General features: G+C 70.0%; 16 protein-coding genes and 5 tRNA genes. 10 read left to right on the top strand and 11 right to left on the bottom strand.

Translation table 11 applies throughout. The features are described 5' to 3' along the window. Nucleotides 1-223: 223 nt before the first annotated feature. From ACH45E_RS32185 to ACH45E_RS32220, 8 genes are all read right to left on the bottom strand, one after another. A complete protein-coding gene (locus tag ACH45E_RS32185) occupies nucleotides 224-805 on the bottom strand; it encodes an ATP/GTP-binding protein (RefSeq protein ID WP_361447334.1) in 582 nt (193 codons plus the stop codon). Then, entirely contained in the window at nucleotides 786-1,355 is a 570-nt protein-coding gene (locus ACH45E_RS32190) for a DUF742 domain-containing protein (protein ID WP_361447332.1), read from the bottom strand. The genes ACH45E_RS32185 and ACH45E_RS32190 overlap by 20 nt, the downstream gene beginning before the upstream one ends. Nucleotides 1,356-1,451: 96 nt before the next feature. Beyond that, nucleotides 1,452-1,865, bottom strand: coding sequence for a roadblock/LC7 domain-containing protein (locus tag ACH45E_RS32195; RefSeq protein ID WP_037625176.1), 414 nt, complete (start codon nucleotides 1,863-1,865; stop codon nucleotides 1,452-1,454). Between the two features lie 10 nt (nucleotides 1,866-1,875). Next, nucleotides 1,876-5,127, bottom strand: a complete 3,252-nt coding sequence (locus ACH45E_RS32200; protein ID WP_361447330.1) for a nitrate- and nitrite sensing domain-containing protein — start codon at nucleotides 5,125-5,127, stop codon at nucleotides 1,876-1,878. Between the two features lie 378 nt (nucleotides 5,128-5,505). Next, a complete protein-coding gene (locus tag ACH45E_RS32205; protein ID WP_030793795.1) occupies nucleotides 5,506-6,081 on the bottom strand; it encodes an ATP/GTP-binding protein in 576 nt (191 codons plus the stop codon). Further along, nucleotides 6,062-6,460, bottom strand: coding sequence for a DUF742 domain-containing protein (locus tag ACH45E_RS32210; RefSeq protein WP_019058642.1), 399 nt, complete (start codon nucleotides 6,458-6,460; stop codon nucleotides 6,062-6,064). Before ACH45E_RS32210 ends, ACH45E_RS32205 begins: the two co-directional genes overlap by 20 nt. 111 nt (nucleotides 6,461-6,571) lie before the next feature. Further along, nucleotides 6,572-6,985: a roadblock/LC7 domain-containing protein gene (locus ACH45E_RS32215; protein ID WP_003973453.1), complete on the bottom strand. Its 414-nt coding sequence runs from the start codon at nucleotides 6,983-6,985 to the stop codon at nucleotides 6,572-6,574. Between the two features lie 9 nt (nucleotides 6,986-6,994). Continuing rightward, nucleotides 6,995-10,825, bottom strand: coding sequence for a nitrate- and nitrite sensing domain-containing protein (locus ACH45E_RS32220; RefSeq protein WP_361447328.1), 3,831 nt, complete (start codon nucleotides 10,823-10,825; stop codon nucleotides 6,995-6,997). A 562-nt stretch (nucleotides 10,826-11,387) separates the two neighbouring features. Between ACH45E_RS32220 and ACH45E_RS32225 the strand changes: the two genes are divergently transcribed. From ACH45E_RS32225 to gltX, 3 genes are all read left to right on the top strand, one after another. Beyond that, on the top strand, nucleotides 11,388-11,576 hold the full coding sequence (locus ACH45E_RS32225; protein WP_361447326.1) for a hypothetical protein: 189 nt from the start codon (nucleotides 11,388-11,390) through the stop codon (nucleotides 11,574-11,576). 168 nt (nucleotides 11,577-11,744) lie between these two features. Further along, nucleotides 11,745-12,530, top strand: a complete 786-nt coding sequence (locus ACH45E_RS32230; protein ID WP_361447324.1) for a fumarylacetoacetate hydrolase family protein — start codon at nucleotides 11,745-11,747, stop codon at nucleotides 12,528-12,530. Continuing rightward, nucleotides 12,523-14,007, top strand: coding sequence for a glutamate--tRNA ligase (gene gltX, locus ACH45E_RS32235; protein WP_361447322.1), 1,485 nt, complete (start codon nucleotides 12,523-12,525; stop codon nucleotides 14,005-14,007). The genes ACH45E_RS32230 and gltX overlap by 8 nt, the downstream gene beginning before the upstream one ends. 61 nt (nucleotides 14,008-14,068) lie before the next feature. On the opposite strand, the gene ACH45E_RS32240 is transcribed toward gltX, so the two are convergent. Continuing rightward, complete coding sequence (locus ACH45E_RS32240; protein WP_361447320.1) at nucleotides 14,069-14,353, bottom strand: hypothetical protein; 285 nt, start codon at nucleotides 14,351-14,353, stop codon at nucleotides 14,069-14,071. Between the two features lie 104 nt (nucleotides 14,354-14,457). Here ACH45E_RS32240 and ACH45E_RS32245 point away from each other — a divergent pair, with 104 nt between their 5' ends. The 6 genes from ACH45E_RS32245 (at nucleotide 14,458) to ACH45E_RS32270 (ending at nucleotide 15,758) form a co-directional block, all read left to right on the top strand. Continuing rightward, on the top strand, nucleotides 14,458-15,189 hold the full coding sequence (locus tag ACH45E_RS32245) for an HAD family hydrolase (protein WP_361447318.1): 732 nt from the start codon (nucleotides 14,458-14,460) through the stop codon (nucleotides 15,187-15,189). A 91-nt stretch (nucleotides 15,190-15,280) separates the two neighbouring features. Next, nucleotides 15,281-15,352: transfer RNA gene (locus ACH45E_RS32250), tRNA-Gln, on the top strand. 21 nt (nucleotides 15,353-15,373) lie between these two features. Next, nucleotides 15,374-15,446: transfer RNA gene (locus tag ACH45E_RS32255), tRNA-Glu, on the top strand. Between the two features lie 29 nt (nucleotides 15,447-15,475). Further along, nucleotides 15,476-15,548 (top strand) — tRNA-Glu (locus tag ACH45E_RS32260). A gap of 21 nt (nucleotides 15,549-15,569) precedes the next feature. Then, nucleotides 15,570-15,641, top strand: a tRNA-Gln gene (locus tag ACH45E_RS32265). A 44-nt stretch (nucleotides 15,642-15,685) separates the two neighbouring features. Continuing rightward, nucleotides 15,686-15,758, top strand: a tRNA-Glu gene (locus ACH45E_RS32270). Between the two features lie 55 nt (nucleotides 15,759-15,813). Here the strand turns inward: ACH45E_RS32270 and ACH45E_RS32275 are convergent. Next, the gene (locus ACH45E_RS32275; protein WP_361447316.1) at nucleotides 15,814-16,458 is read right to left on the bottom strand and encodes a MerR family transcriptional regulator; all 645 of its coding nucleotides are present in this window, start codon (nucleotides 16,456-16,458) and stop codon (nucleotides 15,814-15,816) included. Between the two features lie 79 nt (nucleotides 16,459-16,537). Here ACH45E_RS32275 and ACH45E_RS32280 point away from each other — a divergent pair, with 79 nt between their 5' ends. Continuing rightward, complete coding sequence (locus tag ACH45E_RS32280) at nucleotides 16,538-17,062, top strand: DUF4188 domain-containing protein (RefSeq protein WP_361447314.1); 525 nt, start codon at nucleotides 16,538-16,540, stop codon at nucleotides 17,060-17,062. A 96-nt stretch (nucleotides 17,063-17,158) separates the two neighbouring features. Here ACH45E_RS32280 and ndgR read toward each other — a convergent pair whose 3' ends face one another. Further along, nucleotides 17,159-17,875, bottom strand: a complete 717-nt coding sequence (gene ndgR / locus ACH45E_RS32285) for an IclR family transcriptional regulator NdgR (RefSeq protein WP_145883474.1) — start codon at nucleotides 17,873-17,875, stop codon at nucleotides 17,159-17,161. Between the last annotated feature and the right edge of the window lie 96 nt (nucleotides 17,876-17,971).

Genomic DNA, 17,971 nt, shown 5'->3' on the forward strand with positions numbered 1-17,971 from the left:
TAGTAGCTCCGCTACGAGGGCTTTCCGGCGCCTTGCGATGCACGGCACCAGACCACGCGACCTGATCGGGCGCTCATAGTGCAAGGACCCCTTAGTACGTCCCTGAAGGGGGCCCACCCGCCCGGGTGGGCCCCCTTCAGCATGGCGTCATGGGGGACAGGCGAAAGGGGGCGCCCTCTCCGACTCGGAGAGGGCGCCCCCTTTCGTCCACTGCGCGGCAGCGCTACCGCAGGCGCGCCATCAGCGCGTGCTCCACGAGAGTGATCAGCGCCGACTTGGCGTCCGAGCGGTGGCGGGCGTCGGTCGTGATGATCGGGGTGTCGGGACCGATCTGGAGCGCCTCGCGGACCTCGTCCGGGTTGTACGGCTGGTTGCCGTCGAAGCCGTTGAGGGCGATGACGAAGGGGAGACCCGAGTTCTCGAAGTAGTCGACCGCGGGGAAGCAGTCGGCGAGACGGCGGGTGTCCACCAGGACGATCGCGCCGATGGCGCCGCGGACCAGGTCGTCCCACATGAACCAGAAGCGGTCCTGACCGGGGGTGCCGAACAGGTACAGGATCAGGTCCTGGTCCAGGGTGATACGGCCGAAGTCCATGGCGACCGTGGTGGTCTTCTTGTCCCCCGTGTGGGTGAGGTCGTCGATGCCGGCCGAAGCGGACGTCATGACGGCCTCTGTGCGCAGCGGGTTGATCTCCGAAACAGCCCCGACGAACGTGGTCTTGCCCACGCCGAAGCCGCCCGCCACCACGATCTTCGCGGAGGTGGTGGAGCGGGAAGGACCGCCGCTAGAGCTTGCGAAGTCCACTGAGCACCCTTTCGAGCAGTGTCACGTCTGGCTGGCCGCCGGCGTTCTCGTCGCCGCCGGGCTGATGGATGGCGACCAGGCCCGCCTCCGCCAAGTCGGCGACGAGGATCCTGGCCACGCCGAGAGGGATTGTCAGGAGGGCCGAGATCTCGGCTACCGACTTGATCTCACGGCAGAGGTTGCAGATCCGCTGATGCTCGGGCAGCTGGCCCTGCATCTGGTGCGGCTGCGCGGTGGTGTGCACCAGTGCCTCGATGGCGAGCTGGTACCGAGGGCGGGTCCGGCCACCGGTCATGGCGTACGGACGCACCAAGGGGTTGTTCGACGCCCCGGCGGGCGACGGCTCAGGTCGACGATGCGGCTGCACCGGCTGGATGCGCGGCGCGGGCGGCTGGTCGTACGGCGACGGGCCGGGGCCCTGTGGCGCGTACGGCTGCCGGTGGCTGGGGGCGGAGGGGAAGTTGTACCGGTTCGCGGAACCGTCGCCCTGGCCCTGGGCAGGGCCGTACGACCAGTTGCCCGAATTGGAACCGCCTGGGGGTGTTGCCACTTTCTCTCCTCCTCCGACCGTGCCGGGCACCCATCCCTGTGGAGCCGCGTCCCGAAACCTTACGGCCCCAGGACGCGAAAACGCACCGTCTGATAGTTAGTTGAGAAGGCTTCCCTGGAGTTCCGCACGCAGATCCGGGGTAAGGACCGTGCCTGCGCGGTCCACCAGGAGCGCCATTTCGTACCCGATGAGGCCGATGTCCGCCTCGGGGTGTGCCAGGACCGCCAGCGAGGAACCGTCGGAAATGGACATGAGGAACAGGAATCCCCGCTCCATCTCCACAACCGTCTGATTCACGTGGCCGCCCTCGAAGATCCGGGAGGCGCCTGCCGTCAGAGACGTCAGACCGGAGGCGACGGCCGCGAGCTGGTCGGCGCGGTCGCGGGGGAAGCCTTCGGACATCGCCAGAAGGAGTCCGTCGGCGGAGACCACCACCGTGTGGGACACCCCCGGGGTGTTGTCCACGAAGTTGGTGATCAACCAGTTCAGGTTCTGTGCCGCCTGGCTCATCGGGCTCACACTAACGCTCCTGGTTGTAGGTGCTGTCAGGGCCGAAGCCCTGGCCGTTCGTTTCACTGCCTGCGTTGCGCCCGCGCTGGACGCCTCGACGCAGGTTGCTCAGCCTGCCCCGGACGTCCTCCGGAGCGCGGGAGACCTGTGGGCCTCCCTGGGGGGTGCTCTCGGCGGCGCCCTCGACCAGGTTGGCCTTGGGTACCCGCCGCGGCAGACCGGAGGAGGTGACCCCGCCTGCCTTGGGCTTGCGGAGCTGCGAGGCCTGCTGCCACCGCTGGTCGTTCTGCGAACGCCAGTCGCCGCCGTCGCTCTCCGGGGTGGGAGCCGACGTTTCCCGGCTCGTGTGCCGCGTACCGTTCGAGCCGTTCGATCCGCTCGCGATGGATCCGCGGCGGGGCAGTCCGGCGTCGGTCAGTGCGTGGCCGGCGGTGGAGGTCGGTCCCGGACGGTCGAAGCCTACGCGGTCCGACTCGTTCACGTCACCGGCCTGCGCGGATTCCGCTTCCGGAGCGTACTGGGCCGGGTACCCGTTCTGGTAACCGGCCTGCTGGGGCCAGTCGTCCTGGTAGGACTGCTCCTCGTACGCCGGGTAGGACTCGGAGGCGGCGGCGTGCGCGGCCGGGTGCTCCTCCTGGGCGGGCTCCGCATACGCGGGCTCCGGGTAGCCGCCGGCCGACGAGAAGGCGTCGTTCTGCGGCAGGCCGCCGTTCGGCGCGTAGTACTGCTCGTCGTACGCGGGCTGCTGCGGCTCGTCGTAGGACGCCTGCTGCTGATCCTGGTACGCCTGCTGCGGGTCGTAGGCGGCGGGCTGCTCCTGGTAGCCGGTACGGCTCCCGTCGTAGCCCTGGGCATCGAACTCGTCGGCGTACGCGGGCGCCTCGGGGGTCTCCCGGGGGGCCTCGATCTCCTGCGGGGTGTGCGTCTGGGACTCCAGGGCCGCGCGGCGCTCCTCGCGCATCAGCGAGCGGCCGACGGGGTCCAGGTCCCGGATGTCGTCGGGAACGTCGACGTAGCGGCTGTCGTCGAAGCCGAGCTCGGCGGCCGTGCGCATCGGCTGGAGCTGCTGCTGGGGGTTGAAGTTCTCGCCCTGGAACTGCTGCTCGGGGATGATCTGGGAGACCGTGAACTCGTCGCGGTCCAGCGCCTGCTCGCCGCCACCGCCGTGCGTGATCGCGTCCGGCAGCATGACCAGCGAGGTCGTACCGGCCTGCTCGCCGGAGGGGCGCAGCTGGACGCGGATGCCGTGCCGGTCGGACAGCCGGCCGACCACGAACAGGCCCATGCGCTGGGAGATCGCGGCGTCCACGGTCGGCGGGTTGGCCAGCTTGTGGTTGATGTCCGCGAAGTCCTCGGCCGTCAGGCCGATGCCCTTGTCGTGGATCTCGATCATGATGCGGCCGTCGGGGAGACGGGTCGCGGTGACGCGGACCTTGGTCTGCGGGGAGGAGAACGTGGTGGCGTTCTCCAGCAGCTCGGCGAGCAGGTGCACGAGGTCGGTCACGGCGCGGCCGTGGATCTCGGCCTCCGGGACGCCGGACAGCTCGATGCGCTCGTACTGCTCCACCTCGGAGGAAGCGGCGCGCAGGACGTCGACCAGCGGAACCGGCTGGTCCCAGCGGCGGCCGGGCTCCTCGCCGGCGAGGACCAGGAGGTTCTCGCCGTTGCGGCGCATACGGGTCGCGAGGTGGTCCAGCTTGAAGAGGTTCTCCAGCTGGTCCGGGTCGGCCTCGTTGTTCTCCAGGTCGGTGATCAGGGTCAGCTGGCCCTCGATCAGCGACTGGTTGCGGCGCGAGAGGTTGGTGAAGATCGCGTTGATGTTGCCCCGCAGCAGGGCCTGCTCGGCGGCGAGCCGGACGGCCTCGCGGTGGACCTGGTCGAAGGCGCGGGCGACCTCGCCGATCTCGTCCCGGGTGTTGATCGGGATGGGCGCGACGCGGGTGTCGACCCGGCCCGGGTCGGTACGGGAGAGCTGGTCGACCAGCATCGGCAGGCGCTGCTCGGCGATGCCGAAGGCGGCGTTGCGCAGCTGGCGCATCGAGCGGCTCATCTGGCGGGCCACCATGCCGGCCAGGATGAACGCGGCGAGCAGGGCCACCACGACGATGGCACCGGTGATGTAGGCGTCGCGCTGGGCGTTGTCCGAGATGGTCGAGGCCTCGTTCACCGCCTTGTCGGCCAGGTTCGACTCGATCTGGCGGTAGGCGTTGAACTTGAGAGTGGTGAACGCCCACCAGTTCTGGGCGGTGATGCCCTTCTGGGCCAGCGCGGCCCGCGTGGTGGGGTCGGTGTCCTTCAGCCCGGCTATGGCCGCGATCATCTTGCTGGAGTCGGACGGCGGCGGCACGTAGTTCGGGTCCTTGCCCTTGGCCGCCGCGGCCATCGCCTTGCCGTCGCTCACGATCTTCTTCTGGGCCGCTCCCAGCGCGGCGATGTCCTGATCGGTGCCACCGCTCTGGTACTCCTGGATGGCGATGCCCTCCAGGTAGGCGTACGACGTGAGGGCGACGCGCTGGGAGGCCAGGTTCGGGGCGTCCGGACCGGGCTTGATCAGCAGGTGCATGCCGATGGAGCGTTCGAGCGAGAGCGCGCCGTGGGCGAGGGCGACGGCGTAGACGGTACGGCCGTAGCTGGTGATGTTGCCGGTGCCCAGGCCGAGTTCGTTGGAGAACTCGAGCAGCCGGTGCTCGATGTCGACGTAGCTCTCTTCGGTCTGCACGCCGGTGCGCCTGGAGGTGTAGGCGGCCGCGCGGATCTGCGACAGCTTCGGCTCCACCTGACGGAAGCGGGCCAGGCGACGCTGGAGGTTCTCCCGGTCGGGCATGTTCTGGACGGCCGCGTCGAAGGCGTCGGCGGTCTTGTCGGTCTCCCGGCGTACCTCGACGACGGTCGGGTCCTTCTCCCCCTTGCCCTGGAGCAGCGGCGCGGCGCTCGCGTCCCGTTCGACCAGCAGCGCGTTGCTGTAGGCCATGGCGGCGCGCACCAGCCGGGCGGTGTTCTCCGCGTCCTGGGCGTTCTGCCAGGTGTCGATCGAGCTCTTGACCTGGAAGCCGCCCATCACGAGGCCGACGACCACGGGTATGAGCAGGATCGCGTTCAGGCGGGTCGGCACCCGCCAGTTGCGTGGGGAGAATCGGCCGCCGCTCTTGGCGGGGGCGGCCGCCGGTTCCGCACCGGGCACAGGGGTGGGCGCCACAGCGCGCGGCGGCGGGGTGAAGTTGCCCCGCGCCGACGGCTCGGGACCGTTCTTGCTTCGCCTCACTCGACCAACAACCTCTCGGCGGCGGGCACCTACGTCGTGCCGCAGTCTCTCAGAGCCCGGTGTGTCACAGACCACTGGGGAGTACGTCTTTGACTATTGGGCAGTTCAGGCATTCCAGCACGTGGGCCTTCGCACTTCCAAACAGTGGAAACCTCTGATTCGGAGTGATGTAAGGCTCAGATAAAACGGTCATAAAGAGCGAGCCCTGGCAAATTGCGGGGCGTTTGTTAGCGCAGTGAGACCGTTCGACCGCGACGCGTGGCAATACCACCCGATTCCTCTGCCGAAACGTTATGAACACCGGAGCCGGCCGTGGCAAAGGCCACAGCCGGCTCCGGTGTGATTACGACAACTGCCGTACGGCACTCCCGATTTGCACTACCTCAGGCGGGCCATCAGGGCGTGCTCCACCAGCGTGATCAGCGCACTCTTGGCATCGGAGCGGTGCCGGGCGTCCGTGGTGATGATCGGGGTGTCCGGTCCGATCTGCAGCGCCTCGCGTACTTCCTCGGGCTGGTAGGGCTGCTGTCCGTCGAAGCCGTTGAGCGCCACGACGAACGGCAGGCCGCTGTTCTCGAAGTAGTCCACGGCCGGGAAGCAGTCGGCCAGGCGCCGGGTGTCCACGAGCACGACGGCACCGATGGCGCCGCGGACCAGGTCGTCCCACATGAACCAGAAGCGGTCCTGGCCCGGCGTACCGAAGAGGTACAGGATCAGGTCCTGGTCGAGCGTGATGCGGCCGAAGTCCATGGCGACCGTGGTGGTCGTCTTGTCCCCGGTGTGGGTGAGGTCGTCGATGCCCGCGCTCGCGGACGTCATCACGGCCTCCGTGCGCAGCGGGTTGATCTCCGAGACGGCGCCGACGAACGTGGTCTTGCCCACGCCGAAGCCGCCCGCCACCACGATCTTCGCGGAGGTGGTCGCCCGGCCGCCGTCAGAGCTTGCGAAGTCCACTGAGCACCCTTTCGAGCAGCGTCACATCCGGTGCGCCACCGTTGTTCTCATCGCCGCCCGGCTGGTGGATGGCCACCAGGCCGGCCTCGGCGAGGTCCGCGACGAGGATCCGGGCCACACCCAGCGGCATGGCGAGCAGCGCCGAGACCTCGGCGACCGACTTCACCTCGCGGCACAGATGGCAGATCCGCTGGTGCTCCGGGAGCAGTCCCATGAGCGCTGCCGGGTCGGCCGTGGTGCTGATCAGCGCCTCGATGGCGAGCTGGTAGCGCGGCCGGGTCCGGCCGCCGGTCATCGCGTACGGACGTACCAGCGGCTGGTCGCCCTCGTCCCCGTACGGCTCGGCGTACGGATCATGAGAGGCGGTGGGCGGGGTCATGAATCCTCCGGGCGGGACAGCAAGTCGGTCGGTCAAGCCGTCTGACGGGGCCGGTGGGGGGATTGTGGCGGCCGGACGGTGATTTGGTGATGTGGGTGGTACCGGAGCCGATCAGTGAAGCAGACTGCCCTGTAGTTCGGCGCGCAGGTCGGGCGTGAGCACCGCGCCCGCGCGGTCGACGAGCAGCGCCATCTCGTAGCCGACGAGGCCGATGTCGCACTCGGGGTGGGCCAGGACCGCGAGGGACGACCCGTCCGAGACGGACATCAGGAAGAGGAAGCCGCGCTCCATCTCGACGACCGTCTGCGCCACGTTGCCACCCTCGAAGATCCGGGAAGCCCCGGCGGTCAGCGAGGTGAGCCCGGACGCGACGGCCGCCAGCTGGTCGGCGCGGTCACGCGGGAAGCCTTCGGACATCGCCAGAAGGAGACCGTCGGCGGACACGACGACGGTGTGGGACACCCCGGGGGTGTTGTCCACGAAGTTGGTGATCAACCAGTTGAGATTCTGTGCCGCCTGGCTCATCGGACTCAACTAACGCTCCTGCTGGTGAGTGGGGCTCGGGAAGCTGCCGGTCTGACCGTTGCCGGCCTGGCGACCCTGCGCGATACCCCGACGGAGATTGGTCAGTCGGCCGCGAACGTCGTCAGGCGCGCGCGAGACCTGCGGACCGGTTTGGTGCTGTTGCTGCTGAGCCGTGCCCGGGACGAGGTTGGCCCGGGGCACCCGGCGCGGCAGGCCGGAAGTGGTGACGCCGCCCGCGGCCGGCTGCCGGACGCGCTCTGCCTGCCGGACGAGTTCGTCGTTCGGCGAGGCGCGCCAGGAGCTGGTGGCGGGACGCTGTGCGGCCGCCGCGGCGGCGGGAGCGGGAGCCTGCGGCTGCTGCGGGGCGGGAGCCGGAGCCGAGCCGTTGCTCTGCTGCGGTTCGCGCTGTCCACCCTGTCCGCCGTCCTGTCCGCCGCCCTGACCACCGCGGAACCAGTTGGTCTCCAGGGTGTCGTACAGCGGTGTACGGCCGTCCCCGGGGCTGCTGGCCGGCGGCAGGGCCTCGGGCTCCTGCCGGACCGGACGCTGCTGCTGCGGGGCCGGCGGACGCGGCGCGCCGAAGTCGGCACTCCGGCCGCCCGGCTGAGGCCGCTCGAACTGGCCGTTGCCGGAGCCGTTGTGGCGGCCGGGCAGGGAGTGCTGCCCGGTGGTGGACCCACCGTCGAAGTTCGGGGTGGCGAACTGGCCGGTGGAGTTGTTGTCGTAGCCCGGCGCGGCGAACTGGCCGGTGGAGCCGGCGTCGTAGGCCTGCGGGGCGGCGAACTGGCCCGTGCCCGAGTCGTCCGGCTGCCCGGCGGGGGCGCCGAACACGTCGGAGCGGACGAACGAGCCCGTGTTCTGGGAGCCGTTGACGCCGTTCAGGTCGGGGCGGGGGAACTCGCCCGTGGCGGCCGGACCCTGCCGGTCGTCGAACCGGGGTATCTCGGCGGTCGCGCCGGGACCCTGCCGGTCGTCGATGCGCGGCATCCGCGAGGTCTGCGCCGGGTCCTGCTCGTCGTGGCCGCGCGGGGCGTCCAGCGAGGCGCGGGACACCGGCGGCCGGCCGGTCTCGTCGCCCCAGTTCGGCGTGCGCTGCTGCGGGTTGCCGCCGGGCAGCTCGGCCCGCGGCCCGCCGCGCGGCGGGAGCTGGGGCTGACGGCCCTGGTCGGAGGCGTTGTTGCGGGTGTTGCCGTTGTCGCCACGCTGCGGGGGTACGGGACCGCGGCTGCCGAAGGCGTCCTGCTGCGGAGCGCCCGGGCCCGCGGCCTGGAGGCCCTGCGGGGCACCCGGGGCCTGACCGCCGAAGCCGCCCGCACCCGCACCGGCCGGAGCCGGCCGGCCCTGCTGCGGTCCACGCGGTGCGAGCCCGCCGGAACGGCCGCCCTGGCCCGCGCCGGGCAGCGCCGCCCGCGGACCCTGACCCGCACCGACCTGGCCACGCGCGCCGGGACCGGCACCCGGGCGTCCGCCGCCCGAGGGCGCACCTCCGCCGAGCGCGCCACCGGGGGCGCCGGCACCGAAGGCACCGCCGCCGAGGGCGCCGCCGGGCGCTCCCGCGCCGAGCGAACCGCCGTTGCCCTGGCCGTTGTTGCGGCGCGCCGCGGCAGCACCGGCGGCGGCCTGCGCGGCGGCCGGACCGCCGGAGGAGGCGCCGGGCTTGCCGGGAGTGGGCTTCTTGCCGCCCTGGGCGACGTCCACGGGGAGCATGACCAGCGCGGTCGTGCCGCCGGAGTCGGACGGGCGGAGCTGGATGCGGATGCCGTGCCGCTGGGACAGCCGGCCGACCACGAACAGACCCATGCGGCGGGACACCGAGACGTCCACGGTGGGCGGCGAGGCGAGCCGCTCGTTGATCGCCGCGAGGTCCTCGGGGGAGAGGCCGATACCGGTGTCGTGGATCTCGATCAGGACGCGGCCGTCGGGCAGCGCGTGACCGGTGACCTTGACCTTGGTCTGCGGCGAGGAGAAGGAGGTCGCGTTCTCGAGCAGCTCGGCGAGCAGGTGCACGAGGTCGTTGACGACGCGGCCGGCGACCTCGGTGGTCGGCACCGCGGCCAGCTCGATGCGCTCGTACTGCTCCACCTCGGACGCGGCGGCGCGGAGCACGTCGACCAGCGGGACCGGGCGGGTCCAGCGGCGGCCGGGCTCCTCACCGGCGAGGACGAGGAGGTTTTCGCCGTTCCGGCGCATACGGGTCGCGAGGTGGTCCAGCTTGAACAGCGAGGACAGCTGGTCCGGGTCGGCCTCGCGGGACTCCAGTTCGGAGATCAGCGACAGCTGACGCTGGATGAGGCCCTGGGAGCGGCGCGAGAGGTTGGTGAACATCGCGTTGACGTTGCCCCGCAGCAGGGCCTGCTCGGCGGCGAGGCGGACCGCCTCGCGGTGCACGTCGTCGAAGGCCGCGGCCACCTGGCCGATCTCGTCCTTGGAGTGCACACCGACCGACTCCACGGACGTGTCGACGTCCTGCGGGTCGGACTCGGACAGCTGCTTGACCAGCTCGGGCAGACGATCCTGGGCGACCTTGGTGGCGGTCTCCTGGAGGCGGCGCAGGGAGCGGATCATGGAGCGGGCCACGACGAAGGCGCCGACCAGGGAGACGCCGAGCACCAGCAGGATCAGCGCACCGGAGATGATCGCCTCGCGCTCCGAGGCGGAGCGCAGCTCGCGGGCCTTCTGCTCCATGTCCTCGAGCAGCGTGTGCTCGATCTTCTTCATCTGCTCGATCTTGGTCGTGCTCTCGTCGACCCAGTCGCGGTAGGACCGCTTCGGCAGCTCGGCGAGACCGTCGGCGCTGCTCAGAGCGCGGTTCGCGTACTTGTCCGCGGACTCGATGGTCACGTTGCCGTCGTCGATGGGCTTCAGGAGGTCCTCGGCGTCCTGGTCCGAGTAGATCTTCCTGAAGATGGTGAGCTCGGACTCCTCGCTGCTCTGCGCCGACTGCGCGTAGAGCCGGTCGTTGTCCGAGAGGCGACCGGCGGACGTGTTGGTCTCCGGCAGGGCCGCGGCGATGACGGCGCGCTGCACGGACGCGTACTCCTTGGCGGTGGAGAACGCCGCCAGGGCGCGGGTGCGCGAGATCATCTCGGGGTTGCTGGACGCCTCCGCCATGTCCTGCGAGAGGTCGACCAGCTGGGTGATCAGGCGGTGGTAGGACTCGACCGTCTGCGTGGAGTTGTTCTTGGACTGGTACGCGGCCTTGCGGATCTTGGCCAGGTCGTCCAGCTGCCCGGCGATGCCGACGAGGGCGTCGCGGACGCCCTGGAGCTGGCCGTTCTTACTGGCGTCGTCGATCTGCTCGGAGGCGTCCTCGAAGTTGGTCTTGGCGTGGTCGGTCTTCTCCCACAGGCCCTTGACCGTGTAGTCGCCGCTGGCGGCGGAACCGTGTGCCAGCGGGCCCGCGGACTGGTCGCGCTCGTCCTGGAGCGCCTGGGCGAGCTCGGTGGCCTGCTTGGTCATGTCCGTCAGCAGCTTCATGTTGTCGAGCTGCTGGATGTCGTCGACGTTCGAGCTGATGCGCAGCGCGCCCAGCGAGGTCGCGGCGACAACGGGGAGCGCGAGCAGCGACACCAGGCGCGTGGAGATGCGCCAGTTGCGCAGGGCTATGCGCGAGCCGGGGCCCGTCGGGCCGCCGGCGGGCTTGACCGCGGGAGCGGGGCTCGGGGGCCCGGAAGGCGCCGACGCGCCGGGGCGCCCGGGGCGCTCACCGCCGTCGCCGGACGGGGCCGGGCCCGGGTTCTGGGCGTGCTGGGGCGAGGAGCTGCCATTGCTGGGGGCAGTCCCGCCATGCGGCTCCGGCTCCGCCGAAGCACTGCCATCCCTCTTGAAACGTCCCTGCACTAGCGTCGCAACCTCTGGACCAGGCACCCCTCCGCGTGAACGGAAGGACACGGTGTCGGCGTTGTGGGGAACGCCCTGAAAACGCCCCCCTGGGTGGTCTTGAGTGACCGGCGCTGGCTCCCCCTGTCTCGCCGCCACTCGGCGCTGCGTCGCGCCCCTGTGCGCCGGCTCGATCCTGCGGCGGTCCGTGAGATTCCAGCACAGTGGCAGGATCTCCAACAAGGGCCGGGGCCGAGCTGTGACCTCCGTGACAGCATGTGAGTGCCGCATCACGAACCGTGGAAGCCGTTCTCGGGCGAATCGGACTTACTCCAGCGAGTCGCCGGGGTGGCGCCGGTGTCCCAGTCGCGATGATCGGGAGCGGAATGGTGGCTTCGGGGAGTCAATGTCCGTTTCGGCGGCATCACGTGCAGGCCGGAATTGACCGGATTGTCTCCACGCTCGTGAGCAAACTCACACAATGATCACGAGTACTTCGCGAGTCCGCTGGGGAATCGCGTGTTTAGCCTGACGCTTTACAAATACGGCAACAACGACAACAAGAACAGGGCGTACGACAACCGTGAAAACGACGATGATGTTCCGCAACATAGCCAACCCGCGGCGCACGACTCTGGCGCACCTCGAGGACGCCGACGAACTGCAGACCGCGGAGCAGCCGGAGCACTCCGTCGAACTGCCGGCCCAGACCGCCAACCCCAGGCGCACCATCCTCACCGAGGTCCCGGTCGGGGCCTCCGTCGCGGAGTAGTACGCGGCCGGGCCGCCGGATGCTCAGCGGCGGCCGCACGAACTCAGGGCGCCCCGCCACCAGGGGCGCCCTTCGTAATGCGCGAGGTCCCGGGCCTGTTCCGCGTTAGCCTGGAGCGTCAGACTCCAGCCGGCTCGGCCACCGAAACTTAAGGGGCGCAAGGAACCCGTGCGCATCGCCAGATTCTCCATCGACGGGAATGTCGCCTTCGGCGCGGTCGAGGGCGACAAGCAGGACGAACTCGTCCTCGACATCATCAAGGGCATCCCGTTCGCGGACTACGAGCTCTCCGGCACGAAAGTCCCGGTCAGCAAGGTCAGGCTGCTGCCGCCGGTGCTCCCCAACAAGGTCGTCGCCTTCGGCCGCAACTACGCCGAGCACGCCCGCGAACTCGGCAACGAGGTACCCGACGCCCCGTTCGCCTTCTTCAAGCCCTCCACCTCGGTGATCGGCCCCGGCGACGGCATCCAGTACCCGTCCTTCTCCCAGGAGCTGCACCACGAGGCCGAGCTGGCCGTGGTGATCGGCCGCATGTGCCGCGAGGTGCCCCGCGAGCGCGTCCGGGACGTGATCTTCGGTTACACCTGCGCCAACGACGTCACCGCCCGCGACGTCCAGAAGCGGGAGAAGCAGTGGGCGCGGGCCAAGGGCTTCGACACCTCCTGCCCGCTCGGCCCCTGGGTCGAGACCGATCTGGACCTCGCCACCGCGTCCGACCTGACCGTCCAGCTCACGGTCAACGGCGAACAGCGCCAGCTGGGCCGGACGTCCGAGATGATCCACTCCATCGAGGACCTGGTCGTCAACATCTCCGAGGCCATGACGCTGCTCCCCGGCGACGTGATCCTCACCGGCACCCCGGCAGGGGTCGGCCCCCTGAACGTCGGCGACGAGGTCGCCGTCACCATCGAAGGCATCGGCACTCTCACCAACAAGGTTGTCAAGCGTGGCTAGCGCACCCGCCTCCCCCGTCCGCGTCCGTTTCTGCCCCTCGCCCACCGGTAACCCCCACGTGGGCCTGGTCCGCACCGCCCTGTTCAACTGGGCGTTCGCCCGGCACCACCAGGGCACGCTGGTCTTCCGTATCGAGGACACCGACGCCGCCCGCGACTCCGAGGAGTCCTACGAGCAGCTGCTCGACTCGATGCGCTGGCTGGGCTTCGACTGGGACGAGGGCCCCGAGATCGGCGGCCCGCACGCGCCGTACCGCCAGTCGCAGCGCATGGACCTCTACAAGGACGTCGCCGCCAAGCTCCTCGACGCCGGCCACGCCTACCACTGCTACTGCTCCCAGGAGGAGCTGGACACCCGCCGCGAGGCCGCCCGCGCCGCCGGCAAGCCGTCCGGCTACGACGGCCACTGCCGCGACCTGAGCGCCGAGCAGGTCGGAGAGTACGAGGCCCAGGGCCGCACCCCGATCGTCCGCTTCCGCATGCCCGACGAGACGATCACCTTCACCGACCTGGTCCGCGGCGAGCTGACGTTCACTCCCGAGAACGTCCCGGACTACGGCATCGTCCGCGCGAACGGCGCCCCGCTGTACACGCTGGTCAACCCGGTCGACGACGCCCTGATGGAGATCACCCACGTCCTGCGCGGCGAGGACCTGCTCTCCTCCACCCCGCGCCAGATCGCGCTGTACAAGGCGCTGACCGAGCTCGGCATCGCCAAGCGGACCCCGGCCTTCGGGCACCTGCCGTACGTGATGGGCGAGGGCAACAAGAAGCTCTCCAAGCGCGACCCGCAGTCCTCCCTCAACCTCTACCGGGAGCGCGGCTTCCTCCCCGAGGGCCTGCTCAACTACCTCTCGCTGCTCGGCTGGTCGCTCTCGGCCGACCAGGACATCTTCACGATCGGCGAGATGATCGCGGCCTTCGACATCAAGGACGTGAACCCCAACCCGGCCCGCTTCGACCTGAAGAAGGCCGAGGCGATCAACGCCGACCACATCCGCCTGCTGGACGTGAAGGACTTCACGGAGCGCTGCGCGCCCTGGCTCAAGGCCCCCTTCGCGCCCTGGGCCCCCGAGGACTTCGACGAGGCGAAGTGGCAGGCCATCGCCCCGCACGCGCAGACCCGTCTCAAGGTCCTTTCGGAGATCACCGACAGCGTCGACTTCCTCTTCCTCTCCGAGCCGGTCTCCGACGAGGCGAGCTGGGCGAAGGCGATGAAGGAGGGCGCGGGTGACCTCCTCCGCACGGCCCGCGAGAAGCTCGAGTCGGCCGACTGGACCTCGGCGGAGTCCCTGAAGGAAGCCGTCCTGGCCGCCGGCGAGGCCCACGGCCTCAAGCTCGGCAAGGCCCAGGCCCCCGTCCGCGTGGCCGTCACCGGCCGCACGGTGGGCCTGCCCCTCTTCGAGTCCCTGGAAGTCCTGGGCAAGGAGAGGACGCTGGCCAGGATCGACGCGGCGCTGGCGAAGCTGGCGGCGTAAGCCGAACACGTGTGAGGGGCGGCACCCGGAAACCACGGGTGCCGCCCCTCACACGTACAGGTCACTGCGCGTCGGCCTCGTCGATCAGGTAGGCGCTCTCGTCGAAGATCTCCAGTACCACGATGACCATGATCGCGCCGGCGACCATGTACTCCAGCATCACGCCCGGGGCCACATATGCCTTGCGGAGATGCTCGTCGGGTCCGAGCTGCGCGGTCGAGGTCTTCCGGAACGGGTCACGGGCCAGTATGCGAACGGCCCTGTCCAACTGGGCCCGACGTTCGCCGGGCTGGGCGTCAAACGTCGCGCGGGCCTCGACGGTGAACTGAACGCGGTACTCGGTCATGGCTCGGTCTTTCGCTCGTGGGTCTCACCACGCTACGACATCCGCCCAGCCCGCGGCCCCGGAAACCGGCCCATGCAACCCGGCCCCCGGGTTACCGTCGGGGCATGAGCATCCGCGCCGTGGTCTGGGACGTCGACGACACCCTCTTCGACTACACCACGGCCGACCGCGTGGGCATGCGCGCCCACCTGACGGCCGAGGGGCTGCTCGACGGGTACGAGAGCGTCGAGGAGGCCATCGCACGCTGGCGGCGGATCACCGACCGGCAGTGGGCGCGGTTCTCGGCGGGGGAGCTCACGTTCGAGGGGCAGCGGCGGGACCGCGTGCGGGTGTTCCTGGGCGAGGAACTGACCGACGCCGAGGCGGACGCCTGGTTCGAGCGTTACATCGGTCACTACGAGACCGCCTGGGCCCTCTTCCCGGACGTGCTGCCCGTCCTCGACGCCCTCGCCGCCAGCCACCGGCACGCGGTGCTGTCCAACTCGAGCATCCACGTCCAGGAACGCAAGCTGCGCACCCTCGGGGTGCGCGACCGCTTCGAGGCCGTCCTGTGCGCCGCCGAGCTCGGAGTCTCCAAGCCGGAGGCCCGGGCGTTCCTCGCGGCCTGCGAGGCGCTCGGCCTGCCTGCGCACGAGGTGGCGTACGTCGGCGACCACCCGGAGATCGACGGCCGCGGCGCCGCGGAGGCGGGACTGCGGTCCGTGTGGATCGACCGTGCCGGTGCGTGGGCCGGCGGCGACGACCCCGCCGGGCGCCACCGGATCGAGTCCCTCGCCGAACTACCCGCGCTCCTCGCTCCGGATAGTCGTTTTGGAGCCCCGTCCACCTTCGGGTAATGTTCTTCCTGCGCCGCCGAGGAGCGGGCCGAAAGGCCGGAACCCGGGGGAGCGAACTAGAACAAAATCCCTGCAAGGGCTTGCGTTCCAGTGGCCTATGGTGTAATTGGCAGCACGACTGATTCTGGTTCAGTTAGTCTTGGTTCGAGTCCAGGTAGGCCAGCTCGCAGAGCTCATCTGCAACGCCCCCGTTGTGTAGCGGCCTAGCACGCTGCCCTCTCAAGGCAGTAGCGCCGGTTCGAATCCGGTCGGGGGTACTGATCTCGGTCAAGTCGGGATCGCTAGGGCCCCCGTTGTGTAGCGGCCTAGCACGCCGCCCTCTCAAGGCGGTAGCGCCGGTTCGAATCCGGTCGGGGGTACTGTCTGGTCTAAACCATCATTGGTCTATGGTGTAATTGGCAGCACGACTGATTCTGGTTCAGTTAGTCTTGGTTCGAGTCCAGGTAGACCAGCTCGGATCTGCGGCGGTGTGGTTTTAAGCGCTCGCAAGATCCTCGCCCCCGTTGTGTAGCGGCCTAGCACGCCGCCCTCTCAAGGCGGTAGCGCCGGTTCGAATCCGGTCGGGGGTACGCGGTTCGAAGGCCCTCCACTCAATGGAGGGCCTTCGGCGTTCCCGGAGCCCGTTCACTCGAAGCCGTACCGCCGCGCCGACTCCTCCTCCTGGGCCAGCCGGTGCAGGGCTCGCAGCACGGGCTCGTTGAGGATCGCCCCCAGAACCGCGGTTTCCACCTTCTCCGCCTCCGACGGATGGGTCTCCACGAAGTCCAGGTCGAGCACGGCCGCCTGATGCATCAACCGGGCGTAGGGCGCGAGCAGTTCAGCCCCCCAGTCGTAGCCGAGCCGCCGGAACGCGGCCACGCCGACCACGAGTGAGCGGTAGGCGGGGGAGATGGTGGTCAGCGCCTTCGCGTTCGTCCAGCCCAGGGTCTCCAGCAACTCGCCCACCTCCCGGTGCGCGGCCCGGACGTACTCGTCCTCCTCGTCCGGCTCCGGCACCTGCGGCAACGCCCACAGGGCCGCGCCCAGACGGATCGTGCGGCCCAGCGACTCGTCGTCGACGTGCCCGAGCACCTCCCGCACCGTCGCCACCGGCAGCCGGCCGACCTGGATCATCGCGCGCACCAGACGCAGCCGGCGCAGGTGCTCCTCGTCGTACTCGGCCGTCGTCGTGTTGATCTGGCGGCCCGCGGGCAACAGCCCTTCGCGCAGGTAGTACTTGATCGTCGCGGTGGACACACCGCTGCGTCTGCTCAACTCGGCGAGCCGCATGTCTTGCGCCCCTTCTTGGATAACGGCACTATCCAAGCATGAGGGCTTGGATAGCGCTGCTCACCGATGAGGGGGAGTCATGCTCCGGAAACGGGTCGTACCGGGTCGCACCACCGCGGGCGCCGAGGGGGACGTGGTCGTCCTGCTGATCGGCATGCGGATCAACCACTTCTGGGGAGTGCACCACTGGCTCCCGGTGTTCCTGGCGATGCCGCGCATGCTCCGCGAACTGCGGAAGGACCCCGGGCGCGGCCTGCTCGGCCATGTGCTGCTGACGGCCTCGCCGCGGACGTACTACGTCGTCCAGTACTGGGAGTCCAAGGAGAAGCTCTACGCGTACGCGAGCTCCCCCGACATGTTCCACCACCGGGCCTGGTCGATCATCAACCGCAAGGAGAAGGCGGGGAAGAGCCGGCAGCACGTGGGCCTGTGGCACGAGACGTACGTCGCGTCCGAGGGGGCGTACGAGTCGATCTACGCGGACATGCCGGCGTTCGGGCTCGCCGCCGCCCACGGGCAGGTGCCGCTGGAGCGGCGGGGGAGGCGGGCGAAGGACCGGTTCGCGCACCGGTCGGAGAAGGCGACGGCGTCGCGGGACGCATGAGACAGGTGAGACAGGTGAGACGGATGAGACCGGAGGGGGCGGGCCTGCCGCGGCGTTGAGGCGGGCCCGAGCCGTCCGGTCGCATGCCGCGGGCGGTCAGCCCGAGCGGCGCAAAGCCTCGGAGAGGCGGCCGGCGGCGTCGATGACCGCCTGGGCGTGCATACGGCCGGGGTGGCGCGTCAGGCGCTCGATGGGGCCGGAGACGGAGACCGCGGCCACCACGCGGTTGGAGGGACCGCGCACGGGCGCGGAGACGGAGGCCACGCCGGGCTCGCGCTCGCCGATGGACTGGGCCCAGCCGCGCCGCCGTACACCCGACAGGGCCGTCGCCGTGAAGCGGGCGCCCTGGAGGCCGCGGTGCAGGCGCTCGGGCTCCTCCCAGGCCATGAGGATCTGCGCCGAGGAGCCGGCCTTCATGGTCAGCGTGGAGCCGACCGGGACCGTGTCCCGCAGGCCGGACAGGCGTTCCGCCGCGGCCACGCAGATGCGCATGTCACCCTGGCGACGGTAGAGCTGCGCGCTCTCGCCGGTGACGTCCCTGAGGTGCGTGAGCACCGGGCCCGCCGTGGCCAGCAGGCGGTCCTCGCCCGCCGCCGCGGCCAGCTCGGCCAGGCGCGGGCCGAGAATGAAACGGCCCTGCATGTCGCGCGCCACCATGCGGTGGTGTTCCAATGCCACGGCCAGCCGGTGGGCCGTGGGTCGTGCCAGTCCGGTGGCCCCGACCAGACCCGCGAGGGTGGCCGGACCGGACTCCAGAGCGCTCAGGACAAGGGCTGCCTTGTCCAGAACGCCGACGCCGCTACTGTTGTCCATGCAACGATACTCGCGTCTCACTCTGTGAAACGCAAGTTCAATTTCCCGTGGACTGCGACACCCTTGAACACACAACGGCCCGCGGACCACCGGGCC

This window comes from Streptomyces sp. NPDC020299 (assembly GCF_044387825.1).
Classification (GTDB): domain Bacteria; phylum Actinomycetota; class Actinomycetes; order Streptomycetales; family Streptomycetaceae; genus Streptomyces.

Excerpts from the sequence above, each read along its gene's own strand:
- ACH45E_RS32275 (WP_361447316.1), bottom strand. The coding sequence starts at position 16,458 with ATGCGGCTCGCCGAGTTGAGCAGACGCAGCGGTGTGTCCACCGCGACG.
- ACH45E_RS32245 (WP_361447318.1), top strand. The coding sequence starts at position 14,458 with ATGAGCATCCGCGCCGTGGTCTGGGACGTCGACGACACCCTCTTCGAC.
- ACH45E_RS32215 (WP_003973453.1), bottom strand. The coding sequence starts at position 6,985 with ATGAGCCAGGCGGCACAGAATCTCAACTGGTTGATCACCAACTTCGTG.
- ACH45E_RS32240 (WP_361447320.1), bottom strand. The coding sequence starts at position 14,353 with ATGACCGAGTACCGCGTTCAGTTCACCGTCGAGGCCCGCGCGACGTTT.
- ACH45E_RS32210 (WP_019058642.1), bottom strand. The coding sequence starts at position 6,460 with ATGACCCCGCCCACCGCCTCTCATGATCCGTACGCCGAGCCGTACGGG.
- ndgR (WP_145883474.1), bottom strand. The coding sequence starts at position 17,875 with ATGGACAACAGTAGCGGCGTCGGCGTTCTGGACAAGGCAGCCCTTGTC.
- ACH45E_RS32195 (WP_037625176.1), bottom strand. The coding sequence starts at position 1,865 with ATGAGCCAGGCGGCACAGAACCTGAACTGGTTGATCACCAACTTCGTG.
- ACH45E_RS32280 (WP_361447314.1), top strand. The coding sequence starts at position 16,538 with ATGCTCCGGAAACGGGTCGTACCGGGTCGCACCACCGCGGGCGCCGAG.